This is a genomic window from Mesorhizobium maamorense (assembly GCF_044998965.1).
In the GTDB taxonomy this organism is placed as follows: domain Bacteria; phylum Pseudomonadota; class Alphaproteobacteria; order Rhizobiales; family Rhizobiaceae; genus Mesorhizobium.
Map to the genome: position 1 here is coordinate 278,506 of NZ_CP173356.1, position 12,509 is coordinate 291,014.

The following is a 12,509-nucleotide window of genomic DNA, read 5'->3' on the forward strand; positions in this document are numbered from 1 at the left end:
GAGCAATTGTGAAAGAAGGATAGAAGCCTGTGGCTCCGAAAGAGAAGTTCAAATTCAAAATCGAGAACGAAAATTACGAGTGGGGCAACCAGTCCATAACCGGCGCTGAGGTAAGAGGCGTAGGTCCTGGCATCCCAGATAGCATGGACTTGTATGTGAAAATACCGGGCCAGCCCGGCCGACTGGTGGGGCGTGACGACTCAATCGATTTGCGACAGCCGGGGATCGAAAAGTTTTACGCCCAGGATGCAAGTTCGGAGGCGGGTAATCGGTAATGTCCCCCCTATTGGTTGATTCTGACTACGAGATACTTAAGAAAGCCGGTGTCGACTTTGAAGAAGAAGGGGCGGCCCGCTTTCTTATTTTCAAAAACTTTCCGCTGCCGAGAGACATCTATCTGGCCGATGGGAAGCCGGTCGACGCGGCCGATATTTTGTACGTCATTCCGCAGAACTACAATAGTTCGGGGGGTGACATGTTCTGGGTTCACCCACGCCTCCATCGGGCTGACGGTAAGGCGATCCCAAATGCCGGCGGTCCTGGTCCCAATGAGGATACCCGTACTCATAAAGGGATGGTGTTTTGCCGGTGGTCCAGACACTGGGGTAATAATCCGTGGAAGCCAAAGGTCGACGACGTCCAGACCATTATGGACCGGGTTTCGTGGGCGTTGAAATACCCCGACGCGAGGCGCTCATGAACGGACATCGCATTTCGATTGCAGGTTCTCTCGAGGGTAGGCTGAAGAGCTGGCTGACCGGGCACCCTGACGGTTACGAGCGCGGCGCGCTGGTTCTCTTCCGCAAAATGGAGAGAACTGTACTGGGTCTGCCGCCGTCGGCGCGTTTCCTGGCTGTTGACGTGATTGAGATGGATGGCGACTGGGTGCTGGAAAGCTCCCTGCGCACTTGCGCATTAATCTGCGCAAGTTCCAAGACGTCTACTTTCGCTGCGAGCAGGAGCGGCTCGAATTGGGATTCGCCCATAGTCACCCAAGTGGCGTTCTGGATTTCTCGATCAAGGATGATCAGAACGAACACAGCATTCTAAGGGGATACGCTGGCTGCAACGGCCCTCAGGTATCTCTTGTGGCTCTGATTTTGGCCGACGGTCATTGGCGTGCGAGAGTTCGGCCGGGTGCGGCCGCTCACCGCGTGACTGACGCCCGGCACGTCTGTGTGCTCGGGACGAATCTGGCAGTTCATTTGACCAAGACCGGCGATGCTGCACCCCCGGAAGTGCTAAGGCGCCAAGAGGCAGCCTTTGGCGAACCGTTCAACGAGAAGCTCGGATCGTTGCGCGTGGCAGTCGTCGGAGGAGGCGGAACCGGGTCTTCAGTTGCCACACTCATCGCACGTGCGGGGGTAGGCGAACTCATCATCATCGATGGCGATTTGCTCGAAGACAGCAATCTCAACCGAGTCCGCGGATATCGCCGTTCCGATGTGGGGGAGAGCAAAGCTGCCACGTTAGCCCAGTACATACGAGATCTGGGGGTGGGGGTTACTGTCGCTGCCATTGAGGCTTATGTTAATGAATCTGGAGAGGCGGTCGATGCCATTTCCAGCGCTGATCTGGTTTTCGGCTGCACCGACGATGTCGCTGGAAGAGAAGTTCTCAATCAGGCAGTGTACTATTATTGTCAAGGGCTTATCGATTGCGGGCTCACCGGCAACATTGGTCTTGACCAGGAGCGCCAGCCGTACCTACGTGACCATAGAGGTCGGGTTAGCACTGTTCTTCCCGAATCTGGCGGGTGCCTAAGATGCCAAGGCGTGGTTACGGAGGAAAAGCTCAGTTACGAGAGTGCACTGAAGGCGCGTCCGGAACTGGCAGAGCTGGATCCAGAAACACTCCGAGCGGAGTACTATCTGGTCGGTGGCGGGGAGCGGGCACCCGGAGTCGGGCCCTTCACCAGTGCGACGGCGGACATGGCCGTAGCGACATTGTTTGATCTGGTGCGCCCCTATCGGGGGCTTCCGAGCGATATCCGCCGTGACAACATATGGTGGGACTTCGTGCACATGGCAATTTACAGCAATATGCCAAAAGACAACGCTGATTGTTTTTGCTGCGGTCCAGATGGCTTGTTGCTAGCGCATGAGAATGGGTACCGGCTCAGCATGCCGTCACTCGGCAAGCCGTGTTGAATCACGTGTGGATTTGGCTGCGATCACTCCTGCTTCGGCTCATTCTCGGTCCAGACAGTCAGAAAACACCGAGGTCCCAAAGTCCTCCCGAGGAACGGTCAGCGGACGTATTTTTCCCCCATTGCGCGGAAGTGGAAAAGACGCCTTCGAATGACATGGTTCCGCCAGGACAGTTCATCAGTGTTGTGCACAAAGGCCGACCATACTGGGCGATCTTTAGGTGCCCCTGTGGGTGTGGCGATGTGGTTTCGTTACCCACGCATCCGCCACATAACCCCAGGTGGCGCATCGAGGTCAGCCTGGAGGGTCGGCCAACGTTGCATCCCTCGATTTGGAGAACCAAAGGATGCCTAAGCCATTTCTGGCTTGACGACGGGAGAGTCTACTGGTGTGAAGACACCGGCGTTGAGCCTTGGCGAGCTCGACCAGACATTTATGCCAGGAAACTCTAGACCACGTCCTGCACTCAACGACGCTTTTGCGTGTGACGACGGCCGTTGCCGTGGTCCCACGTTGATGCTCCGAATCACCGCATGTAGTTACGACAACACAATTGAAAGCCGCCTCCGCTGTTCTCGGCTCAAGATACTGCGCGTGGACGCTGCCGTCGACCATTTGATCCAGGGATGCGTATGAAGCTTCATCATTTGGCTCGGTGGTCCGGCATAAAGATATCACATCAGCGCGTTTCGAGCGACCGAGCGGTTGATACCGAATGGCCCGGAACCGTGGGGCGGCTATCTTCTTAAGGCGGGCAGCAGGTGCAAAACCTCGTGAACGTGCGCACGCATTACTGACCTACGCGAAAGGTCTGTGATCACCTTCAAGGTGGCTCGGCGTCCGCTGATTGGCAAAGTCACGTTCAGGCCTGATTTCCACGACATCGGATCCCGATTCCGCGAAATCGTCGGCGAAAAACGTCCATTCCCGCGAAACTCGAGCCCTCTTTCCGGTATACTGCTTGCCAATGAGCTGGCCGGCCGAGTGCCTCCGCCATTGTGTTGGGAGGAGAGGGAACATGCGCTTGAGCAATCTGGGAACCGAGCAACTCCGGGAGAAGGATCGAAGCTTCGTCTTTCATCCGTCTACCCATCTGGCCAAGCACAGCCGAGGCGAGACGCCAAATCGGATTATGGCCGGTGCAGAAGGCGTCTACATCTGGGACACCGAAGGCAGGAAGAGCCTCGACGGTTTCGGAGGGCTCTACTGCGTCAATATGGGATATGGATGCACGGAAATTGCCGAGGCCATCGCCCGGCAAGCGCATGAGCTGCCGTTCGCACACGTCTATGCCAGCCAGGGGACGGAGCCGGTCGCCCTTTTGGCAGAGGCGGTAGTTGAGTATTTCGGACGGAACATGCGACGGGTCTATTTCGGCCTATCCGGTTCCGATGCCAACGAAACCAACATAAAGCTGGTCTGGTACTATAATAACATCCTCGGTCGGCCCGAAAAGAAAAAGATCATCTCACGAAATCGCGGCTATCACGGATCTGGATTGGTCACCGGTAGCCTGACGGGGCTTCCCTTCTTTCACAATTTCTTCGACTTGCCTCTGGATTTGGTGCGCCATACGACCACCCCGCACCATTACCGCCAGGCGCATACCGGGGAGAGCGAGGAAACGTTCTCCCGGCGCTGTGCTGATGAGCTTGAAGCGTTGATCCTGGCCGAAGGTCCCGAGACGGTTGCGGCTTTTATCGGAGAGCCGGTACTTGGGACAGGAGGTATTGTCCCGCCCCCTACAGGGTACTGGACGGCCATTCAAGTGGTGCTCGACAAATACGATATCCTTCTCATTGCCGATGAAGTGGTCTGCGGCTTCGCGCGAACCGGCGAGAAGTTCGGTTCCCACCTGTACGACATGCGCCCGGATTTCGTGACGATCGCCAAGGGGTTGAGTTCCGCCTACCTCCCTATATCCGGGTCAATCATTGGCGATCGTGTTTGGTCGGTTTTGGAACAAGGGACTGAAAAGCATGGCGCACTCGGGCACGGCTGGACATATTCGGGGCACACGCTGTGTGCTGCGGCCGCGCTCGCCAACATTCGACTGCTTAAAGAAAAAAATGTTTTGGAGCATGTTCGCGATGTTGGACCGTATTGGCAAGACCGGATGAAGGCTGAGCTGGCGGGACATCCCATCGTCGGTGAAGTTCGCGGAGTGGGTATTCTGTGCGCAGTAGAGATGATGCGGGACCCAAAGCAAAGGATACCATTTGAAGCCGACCTTCAGGTCGGGGTGCGCACTGCAGCTGCTCTGTTTGAAAATGGTGTGATCGGACGGGCCATGCCGCATGGCGACATCCTCGGCTATGCGCCACCTCTGATCATTACCCGAAAAGAGATCGACATCATTGTAGATGCGACCGCGAAATCGGTCGATGCCACATATCGCGCGCTGAAGACCGAGGGTGCCGTATGAACTTCCAAATTCGGCGGGAGTGAGCACTGGCGTGACCATGTGCCAGAATGCTGTCATATTATCCCATGAAAAACTCTGCACGGACCAGTCGTAAAGATCTGGCTGCGTCAGAGGCCGTCCTTGGGTGATGCTGGGCTTGACTGTATTCTGTTGCGCCGAGCAAACCCAAACAGTTGAATTTCTGATCCTGAGCATGCTCCGGACCACTTTACCCGCAAGTTGTAACCGAACCAGTTCTGCCGCCACTGTCCTGTCCCCCAACAACCAGGGCCTTTGTGCGGCGCGCCCTGCCGGTGTACCTCCCCGCCGGCAGGGCGCGCTTTTGATTCACCCCATCAGGATCACAATGGGCCGTCGGGAATCGGGCGTTCAAAGATGATTTGCGTATTGGGATGCAGATCGAACTTAGACGCGACTTTACGCCATTGCAGCGCGCCATCACCACCGTTCCACGGAGCGGCCACGCCGAAGATATCGTCCTCCATCATCTATTGGAGCAGAACAATCGCGGCGGTGAATTCTCACATCTCAAGCCCAGTGTGGCCATATCTGCTGATCAGCTCCGCGAGGCCTGCGAAGTCAATGACAGTTGTCCGGCCATGCACGCGGCGGCCGGGAGGCGTGCAGAAAGGGAAGAAGCGAGCGCGACTATGACGAGGGACATGCCACTTGTTTTCGAGACATTCCTTGAAAGACTGTCACGGAGTCTCGATGAGGCAGATTTCCGGGAAGCCTTGGCTGAGGCGGCCGCAAGATTTGACCTACTCTCTTTTGCGTACCTGTCTTTGCCATCACTGCCTTCCGGCAAGCCAAGGCTAATTTCGAATTACCCACCTCGCTGGGCCATGCAGTATCTGGAAAATCAGTATGAGAAGCTCGATCCTGTCATCTTGCGTGCTCGAAAGGGCGGCCGCCCGTTTCAATGGGGATCGGATTTGTGGGGCGGTAAGATGTCGCCGGCTCAACAGCAGCTATTTGATGAGGCGGCCCAATTCAGCATCCGCTGCGGATTGACGATCCCAATCGTCGATCTACGAGGCCGCATTGCCGCGGTTACTTTCGCCGCCGATGAGCCTCGTCCAGTATTTCTTCGGGTCATCGAGCGGTACGAACAAGCTCTTCAGCTGATGGCCACCTGCTTTCATCGTTGCGTTCGCCGCAAACTGCCGGGCGATCGAACCGTGGATGGGATCTTGCTGACATCGCGCGAATATGTGTGCCTGCGGTCGGCAGCGCGCGGCAATTCAGCCTGGGTAACCGGCCGCATCTTGGGCATTAAGCCGCGCACCATCGCATTCCATTTGGAGAACGCCAAGAAGAAGCTGGGCGTGCGCACGCAAAATCAGGCCATAGCCCTTTTGGGGTCCCAAGGGAGCTCGATCCTCTGAGTAGCTCTTTGATCCGCTGTGCTCGGGCCATCGGTCGCAGCATTTTAACAGCGGCGAAGGGATGCTGAGACCCTTTGTTCCGCCCGGCGTGGTCAGGCGCGATGCAGTCGTATATTCCCGTCACAGTTTGCACTCAAAGGGCTCAGTCGGCGTCTCGTTCCGACGCTAGTCCGCGTTGCATGGTTATGAGGATAGCTCGCCCCATACTGCTGACGTCGAGCGTCAACCGTGGCGGGCGCCGGCTATTTGAATATCCAGCTTCACCGAAAACCTACACACTTGTTACTCGTGGGTGGGGAGCGGCACTCGATGACGTGCTGCTCTGGCTACTGCCCACCCTAACGGCACGCGATTCCTTTTGTCGCATCAGACCCCCGACCGGCCAAAACCGATGCCTATGAACCGAATTGAGGTTGCCGTTGGCAGTTCCTGGATGCCTGGTCAGGCGCCGAGGAGGGGGCTGTAGCCAAAGCAGTGGCGGCCACGGCGCGAGCACTGCGCAATTTCTCAGCTGTCGAACAATTCCTTGTACCCGCTTGTCATCACCCAGTTTGCACGGTCAAGATGACTGCGAACAGCCTTCCTCGCACGCTCCGGTTCTCGTCTCGGATCAATGCCGAGGATCAGATCTGCCATTTCCTCTTCAGTAGCATCGTCGCCGGATGCATCGAGGAGCCTCATGTAGGTTGTAAAGTGCTCCTTGTCGTAGGCTGTGATGCCGTCTGACCAGGGCACTTCGTCGGCAATCGCCAAGTCCGATTTAGGCTGTAACATTGCTGATCCTAGCTCCAGATGATCGCCTCCGCGAAGCCCTCTCCCGGCAAAATGTGGATTACATATTATAGTTGATAAACTCAAGTCGCCTGATCCGGTGGCTTGCGTGCATGGATATGCGCAAGTTGATCGGACGGAATGTGCAGCGGATCAGGCAAAGGAAGCGTCTGACCCAGGAGCAGCTTGCCGACATTTCCGGCTTCAGCCAGCAGTACATCAGCGGTTTGGAGAAGGGCCGAAGAAATCCGACGATCATCACGATCTATGAACTGGCGTTGGCGCTCGGCGTCAGCCACGTGGATCTGGTACGGCCCGACAAACAGGCCTGAAGTGGCCGTTCATGTAATTACTAGGCGCCAGCGCCTGACGGCGCTCACTGGCTCTCACTGGAGGTCCGATCTTCCCCGGGGCGACCAGCTATCGTCGCCATCCCATTGCCGATGAGTGTTCGGCGGGGCTCGCGGGCAAGGTAACTGAGAGAACCAGCGCTACGACGTTGCAGTCGAGGTTACGACGTTCTGATCAAAGGTGGGCGCGACGCATGCTGATCGCGTACCTCGACAGGCGTCCTTGTGCTGGGCGTTCTTGCAGAAGTCGCCACGGGAAACTGAAACTAACCCGAGGAAGGGGGAACGCCAACGGGCGCCTGAGGGCGCCCGTTGGCTCAAAGCGCGCTCACGAGGCCGCGTTATCAGAATCGGTACGTGACACCTGCGCCGATCAGCCAGGGATCAAGCTCGGCTTTCCCGGTCAGCTTCGCGCCGGCCACCGTGACGTCGAAGTCCGCCTTGAGAAATAACTTCTTCACGTCGAAGTTGACGCCCCAGTGTTGGTCCACCATGTAGTCGAACCCGACCTGCAGCGCGGTGCCGAACGTGTTCTTCACCTTGAGAGCGTCGGCGCCGCCGGCGTCCTGGTTATAGAAGACTGTGTAATTCACGCCCGCGCCGACATAGGGCTTGAAGGCCCCGAAATCGGTAAAATGGTACTGCAATGTCAGCGTCGGCGGCAGCAGCCAAACCTTGCCGATATTGCGCAACCCACTGATCGAACCCTGGCCCGTTATATTGGCATAGGTGGTGCCGAGGATAAGCTCGGCGGCGACGTTGTCGGTGAAGAAGTACGAGATGTCGAGTTCCGGCGTCACGGTGTTCGAATAGGAAAGACCGGAGCCGGGCACCGCATCAACGTAGCCCGAATTCTCAGTGATGACTCCCAAGGCGCGCAGGCGGATCTGCCAGGGGCTAGCCCATTCCCGCACCCAGGCACCCTCGTCGGGGTCGCACGGGACCTCTGGAACGTCAGCCGCGACCGCCTGCTGTCCGATCATGATTAGGGTGATCGCCGCTATTACGCCGCGCGCCACGTTGGTTAGCTTTGTCGCCATTATTCTCTCCTCGGCTCGTCAGAAATCGTGAATTGTTGCGAGTATTGCCTCTGGTTAGCAGTGGTGTTTGCATCTGCATCTTTGCCCCAGCCAAAACCTATACTCATTGGTTTGTGGTTGCTTTGTCGCGGGTCCCAGTCATCAATGAACGCTCTCCGCTCGCCAGCCGATCGCGCTGCGAAGGAAATTGTTGCTTAGGGCGATGAATGCGGCTCGCTCGCTCTTGTCCTTGCCGCAGCCGTGTCCGCCCGAGCTGAGTTCGAAGAAGTAAGCGGGATAGCCAAGAGCCTGCAGTTTTGCGGCCATCTTGCGCGCGTGGCCAGGGTGTACGCGGTCGTCGCGTCTCATGCTCGCGAACAGGATAGGCGGGTAGGGCTGTCCCGGTCTTGCAGCGTGGTAGGCGGAGATTTCCTTCAGGAAAGCCCAATCGTCAGCCCTGTCGGGATCGCCATATTCGTCGGTCCAGCTCGCGCCCGCCAGGAGTTTGGTGTAGCGGCGCATGTCGATAAGCGGAACCATGCAGAACAGCGCGCCGAAACGCTCAGGATAGCGGGTAAGCATGTTGGCGATCAGCAGGCCGCCATTTGAGCCGCCCTGGGCGGCAATCCGCCTCGGCAGCGTAATGCCCCTTCGCACGAGGTCGGCGGCAACGGCGGCGAAATCGTCATGGGCGAGACGCTTGCCCTCCCTCCGCCCGGCATCGTGCCAGCGGGTGCCGAACTCGCCGCCCCCGCGGATGTTCGCCACCCACACGTGCCGCCGCGCTCGAGCCACAGCTTGCCGCGCGAGGGGTAGTAGTAGGGCAGGAGCGATTTGCCGAACCCGCCATAGGCGGAAAGGTGAACCGGGGCATCTCCGTTCCCCTTCGCCGGACCAACCTGCGTATAGGGGATCATCTCATGATCAATCGAGACTGCCTCGTGGCGCGTGACCACCAGTCCGGATGCGTCGAAAGTCTCCGGGTTGCGCTTCAGGATCACTGGAGCACCGAGCGGCGGCGCGGCATTGAGATCGAACAGGATAAGCTGCCGCGGCGTGATCGGGTCCTGAGCGGAAACTAGGACCTCTCCATTGGTCTCGTGAACTGCCGCATCGAGTGACCGGAGGTGAACAGTCCCTTGCACGGGAACGGTGTCCAGGGCTCGGCGCGTCCATTCCTGCGGGCCCGGCGTGAACACCTCGACTCTCGGAACGAGGTTCGCCAAGTAGGCGATAATGAGCTTCCCGTCATTCCAGAACAATGACTGCAGACAGCGTCTCTCGTCCGGTTCAAACAGGGTACTGAAACGGCGCTCGCCGGCCAGGAAAGCGGAAAGTGAGATGCCGATCAGCGCGTCGGCGCAATAGGTTGTGCCGCCAACCGTCCATGCTTTGCGCGGCTTTACCGCGAGCCAATCGCCGAAGGTATCCCACCTGGCGTCCTTAGGAAGGTCGATCTCAATCTTCGGCCCGCTTTCATCGCCAATGCGGACTATCTGCTCGAAGCAGGCCAGCTGCTCGATGAACCACAGGCGCTCGCTCTCGGCGGTACGGTCCAGATGGCCAGACACACCCAGGGTTTCGGAACCGGTCTCGAAGATTACCGGCGCCGCGAGGGGATCCGCGCCACGCTTCCACAGTCGCACGGTGCGCGCGTAACCGGAGCGGGTGGCCATGCCATCACCAAGCGCACTGGAAAGCAGAAGCGTGTTGGGGTCGAGCCAATCAATGTAACCCTTGGCCTCGGGGAGATTGAAACCGTCGGCGACAAAGCTCAGAGAACTCAGGTCGAATTCGCGATGCACGACCGCGTCGCTGCCGCCGCGCGACAGGCGCAAGACGGCTCTTTCGCGCGTCTCCGGCTCGATCGACGCGCCGCCCCAGACCCAGTCTTCTCCGTCGCTACCCGCGAGGGCGTCCAGATCGAGCAGTAGCTCCCATTGGGGATCCGCCTGCATGTAGACGGCAAGGGTGATCCGGCGCCACAGTCCGCGCGGATTTCCGGCATCTCGCCAGAAATTGTAGAGGTACTGACCGTGGCGCGTGACCAGGGGAATTCTGTCGCGACGGTCGAAAATGGCTGCCAGCGCCGCCCGGTCGCGCTCGAACTGCATTCCCGCGAAGTGCTTCAGGGTCTTTGCCGACTGGCTGGCGGCCCACGCAAGTGCCCGTTCGCCTTCTACATCTTCGAGCCAAAGATGGGGGTCATCGTCGGGTGCATCCAGCGTTGGACGGAAATCGAATTCGCTCATGTCCGAAAGACCTGAGGAATGAAGGCGCAATGGCTCTCGCCTGCTCGAGAAGGATCAATGTTTGCGGCGGCGCCCGCACGTTCGAAAAGCGTGATCATGAATGAGTTCTTCCCACTCGGTGCGGCGTCGCAGTGCTTTTGCGCATAGGACCGCAACCGTCATGCCAACTGGGAAATCCTTACGGAACAATGGGATCGCTCTGGCAGCGCTGTGTCAGATGTCAGACATCGTCGCGAATGCGACAACGAGTGCACCCCGTATCATGGGATCAACCTTCGGCGCGGTGACACCGTGCACGAACTCGAGCGGTGAGCTCGAAGTGAACTTGGTTGGGTCCGACATCTTCGCTCCGGAACGCTTCACGCAGGCAAATAGAGATGAGGTGATGGACGCTTGAGTGACTCGAGACGGCTGAGCCTATGGATCTGACACCGCCAGCGGCAAAGAGATCCGAGAAAACCGCGGGCGCCACTAGACCGACCTGATGGTCTCTGAGCACGCCAGCAAACTTGGCCTGAACCGTCCACTTGATGGATTTTTCAAGTCTGCCGCTCGCGCCAGCAAGGTAACCGCTGTTCTCAGGCCACTGCCTTGAGCGGCATAGGTCTGTAGGCCCAAGGCAGCAGATCGTCGATCTGGCTTTGTGGATGGCCGGCGACGATCCGGGCGATCACGTCAGCGAGGTAGGTGTGAGGCTCGACGCCGTTGAGCTTGCATGTCTCGATCAGCGAAGCGATCGTTGCCCAATGCTCGGCGCCGCCGTCGGAGCCGGCGAAGAGCGCATTCTTGCGGTTCAGCGCAATGGGACGGATGGCGCGCTCGACGACGTTGGAGTCGATCTCGATCGTACCGTTGTCGAGGAATCGTGTCAGACCTTGCCAGCGCGAGAGCGCGTAGCGGATGGCTTCCGCCAGCTTGGTCTTCTGGCTGATAAGGGTGAGTTGCTGTCCAAGCCACGGCTCAAGGGCATTGATGACGGGACGGCTTTTCTCCTGCCGGACGGCGCGGCGTTCGTCGGCGGAACGACCGCGGATATCGCTCTCAACGTGGTAGAGTTGGGCGATGCGGGCGAGCGCCTCCGTCGCGATCGGCGCGGGGCCGGACTGCGCGAGCTCATAGAAGCGGCGACGCACGTGCGACCAGCAAAAGGCCAAGCTCACGGCGTTGCGTTCGGCCAGCGCCTTGTAACCCGCGTATCCGTCGACCTGCAGGGTTCCGACAAAGCCCTGAAGATGCCGGATCGGCTGTTCGGCCTTGCGGTCCGGAGCGTAGAGATAGGCGACGCCGGGTAGGTCCATTCCGCCCCAAGGTCGGTCGTCTCGGGCATAGGCGAACAACTGCCCCGTTTTGGTCCGCCCCCGGCCCGGATCAAGCACAGGCGCAGTGGTCTCGTCCGCGAAGAGCTTGTCTGAAGCCTTCAGCCGCTCGAACAGCCGCTCATGCACAGGGCGAAGCAGGAAAGCTGCCTTGCCCACCCAGTCGGCGAGTGTCGAACGGTCGAGATTGACGCCCTGGCGGGCGTAGATCTGGGCCTGACGATATAGGGGAAGGTGGTCGGCATACTTCGACACCAGAACATGAGCCACCGTGGCCTCTGTAGGAATGCCGCCTTCGACGAGACGTGCCGGCGCTGGCGCCTGCACGACCACCTCTTCGCAGGCCCGACAGGCATACTTCGGTCGACGGGTGACAATCACACGGAACTGGGCGGGCACGATGTCGAGACGCTCGGAGACGTCCTCGCCCATAACATGCAGCTGACCTTGGCAGCACGGGCAGATCTTGTCGGCAATGTCGATTACCTGCTCGACGCGCGACAGATGGGTGGGCAACGAGCCGCGGTTGGCGCGACGCTTACGAGCCCTGGCATCACGCTTTGAGGGGTCCGCGGCTTCCGCGCTGGCGAAGCCCTCCGCCTCTACCTGCTCGGCTTCCTCCAGCCCCAAAAGCAGCTGGTCCTCAGGCAGGCTCTCCGCCCTTCGGCCGAAGCGATAGCGCTGCAACTCCTTGATGATTTGGCGGAGCCTCTCATTCTCCGCGCGCGCGGCCAGAAGCATCGCCTGAAGCGCTTGAGGATCGTCGGGTAGGGCAGCGGCCGCGTCAGTCACGAAGCGGATTCAAGCATGGATTCCAGTGATTTGGCAATAATGCGAT

The 12,509-nt window shown here is 58.9% G+C and carries 10 protein-coding genes and 1 pseudogene; 7 read left to right on the plus strand and 4 right to left on the minus strand.

Going from position 1 to position 12,509, the window contains the following annotated elements; translation table 11 throughout:
• Positions 1-29 precede the first annotated feature (29 nt).
• The 6 genes from ACIU1A_RS01950 (at position 30) to ACIU1A_RS01975 (ending at position 5,963) form a co-directional block, all read left to right on the plus strand.
• The gene (locus ACIU1A_RS01950; RefSeq protein ID WP_404926425.1) at positions 30-275 is read left to right on the plus strand and encodes a multiubiquitin domain-containing protein; all 246 of its coding nucleotides are present in this window, start codon (positions 30-32) and stop codon (positions 273-275) included.
• Positions 275-700 (plus strand): E2/UBC family protein, encoded by a 426-nt coding sequence (locus ACIU1A_RS01955; RefSeq protein ID WP_404926426.1) that lies wholly within the window; start codon positions 275-277, stop codon positions 698-700. Before ACIU1A_RS01950 ends, ACIU1A_RS01955 begins: the two co-directional genes overlap by 1 nt.
• Before the next feature lie 208 nt (positions 701-908).
• Positions 909-2,150, plus strand: coding sequence for a HesA/MoeB/ThiF family protein (locus ACIU1A_RS01960; RefSeq protein ID WP_404926427.1), 1,242 nt, complete (start codon positions 909-911; stop codon positions 2,148-2,150).
• Positions 2,151-2,305: 155 nt separating this feature from the next.
• A complete protein-coding gene (locus ACIU1A_RS01965) occupies positions 2,306-2,602 on the plus strand; it encodes a DUF6527 family protein (RefSeq protein ID WP_404928082.1) in 297 nt (98 codons plus the stop codon).
• A gap of 566 nt (positions 2,603-3,168) precedes the next feature.
• On the plus strand, positions 3,169-4,575 hold the full coding sequence (locus tag ACIU1A_RS01970) for an aminotransferase (protein ID WP_404926428.1): 1,407 nt from the start codon (positions 3,169-3,171) through the stop codon (positions 4,573-4,575).
• A gap of 650 nt (positions 4,576-5,225) precedes the next feature.
• Positions 5,226-5,963, plus strand: coding sequence for a LuxR family transcriptional regulator (locus ACIU1A_RS01975; RefSeq protein WP_404928083.1), 738 nt, complete (start codon positions 5,226-5,228; stop codon positions 5,961-5,963).
• 507 nt (positions 5,964-6,470) lie between these two features.
• On the opposite strand, the gene ACIU1A_RS01980 is transcribed toward ACIU1A_RS01975, so the two are convergent.
• Positions 6,471-6,737, minus strand: coding sequence for a DNA -binding domain-containing protein (locus ACIU1A_RS01980; RefSeq protein ID WP_404926429.1), 267 nt, complete (start codon positions 6,735-6,737; stop codon positions 6,471-6,473).
• A 110-nt stretch (positions 6,738-6,847) separates the two neighbouring features.
• Between ACIU1A_RS01980 and ACIU1A_RS01985 the strand changes: the two genes are divergently transcribed.
• Positions 6,848-7,066, plus strand: coding sequence for a helix-turn-helix transcriptional regulator (locus ACIU1A_RS01985; RefSeq protein ID WP_404926430.1), 219 nt, complete (start codon positions 6,848-6,850; stop codon positions 7,064-7,066).
• Positions 7,067-7,428: 362 nt separating this feature from the next.
• On the opposite strand, the gene ACIU1A_RS01990 is transcribed toward ACIU1A_RS01985, so the two are convergent.
• From ACIU1A_RS01990 to tnpC, 3 genes and pseudogenes are all read right to left on the minus strand, one after another.
• Positions 7,429-8,067, minus strand: coding sequence for an OmpW/AlkL family protein (locus ACIU1A_RS01990; RefSeq protein WP_404928084.1), 639 nt, complete (start codon positions 8,065-8,067; stop codon positions 7,429-7,431).
• 198 nt (positions 8,068-8,265) lie between these two features.
• A pseudogene (locus ACIU1A_RS01995) lies at positions 8,266-10,355 on the minus strand (prolyl oligopeptidase family protein).
• Positions 10,356-10,933: 578 nt separating this feature from the next.
• Positions 10,934-12,463, minus strand: coding sequence for an IS66 family transposase (gene tnpC / locus ACIU1A_RS02000; protein WP_404924841.1), 1,530 nt, complete (start codon positions 12,461-12,463; stop codon positions 10,934-10,936).
• Positions 12,464-12,509 lie beyond the last annotated feature (46 nt).

Coding starts and splice junctions, on each gene's coding strand:
- ACIU1A_RS01975 (WP_404928083.1), top strand. CDS start 5,226: ATGACGAGGGACATGCCACTTGTTTTCGAGACATTCCTTGAAAGACTG.
- ACIU1A_RS01980 (WP_404926429.1), bottom strand. CDS start 6,737: ATGTTACAGCCTAAATCGGACTTGGCGATTGCCGACGAAGTGCCCTGG.
- ACIU1A_RS01965 (WP_404928082.1), top strand. CDS start 2,306: ATGGTTCCGCCAGGACAGTTCATCAGTGTTGTGCACAAAGGCCGACCA.
- ACIU1A_RS01970 (WP_404926428.1), top strand. CDS start 3,169: ATGCGCTTGAGCAATCTGGGAACCGAGCAACTCCGGGAGAAGGATCGA.
- ACIU1A_RS01990 (WP_404928084.1), bottom strand. CDS start 8,067: ATGATCGGACAGCAGGCGGTCGCGGCTGACGTTCCAGAGGTCCCGTGC.
- ACIU1A_RS01955 (WP_404926426.1), top strand. CDS start 275: ATGTCCCCCCTATTGGTTGATTCTGACTACGAGATACTTAAGAAAGCC.
- ACIU1A_RS01985 (WP_404926430.1), top strand. CDS start 6,848: ATGGATATGCGCAAGTTGATCGGACGGAATGTGCAGCGGATCAGGCAA.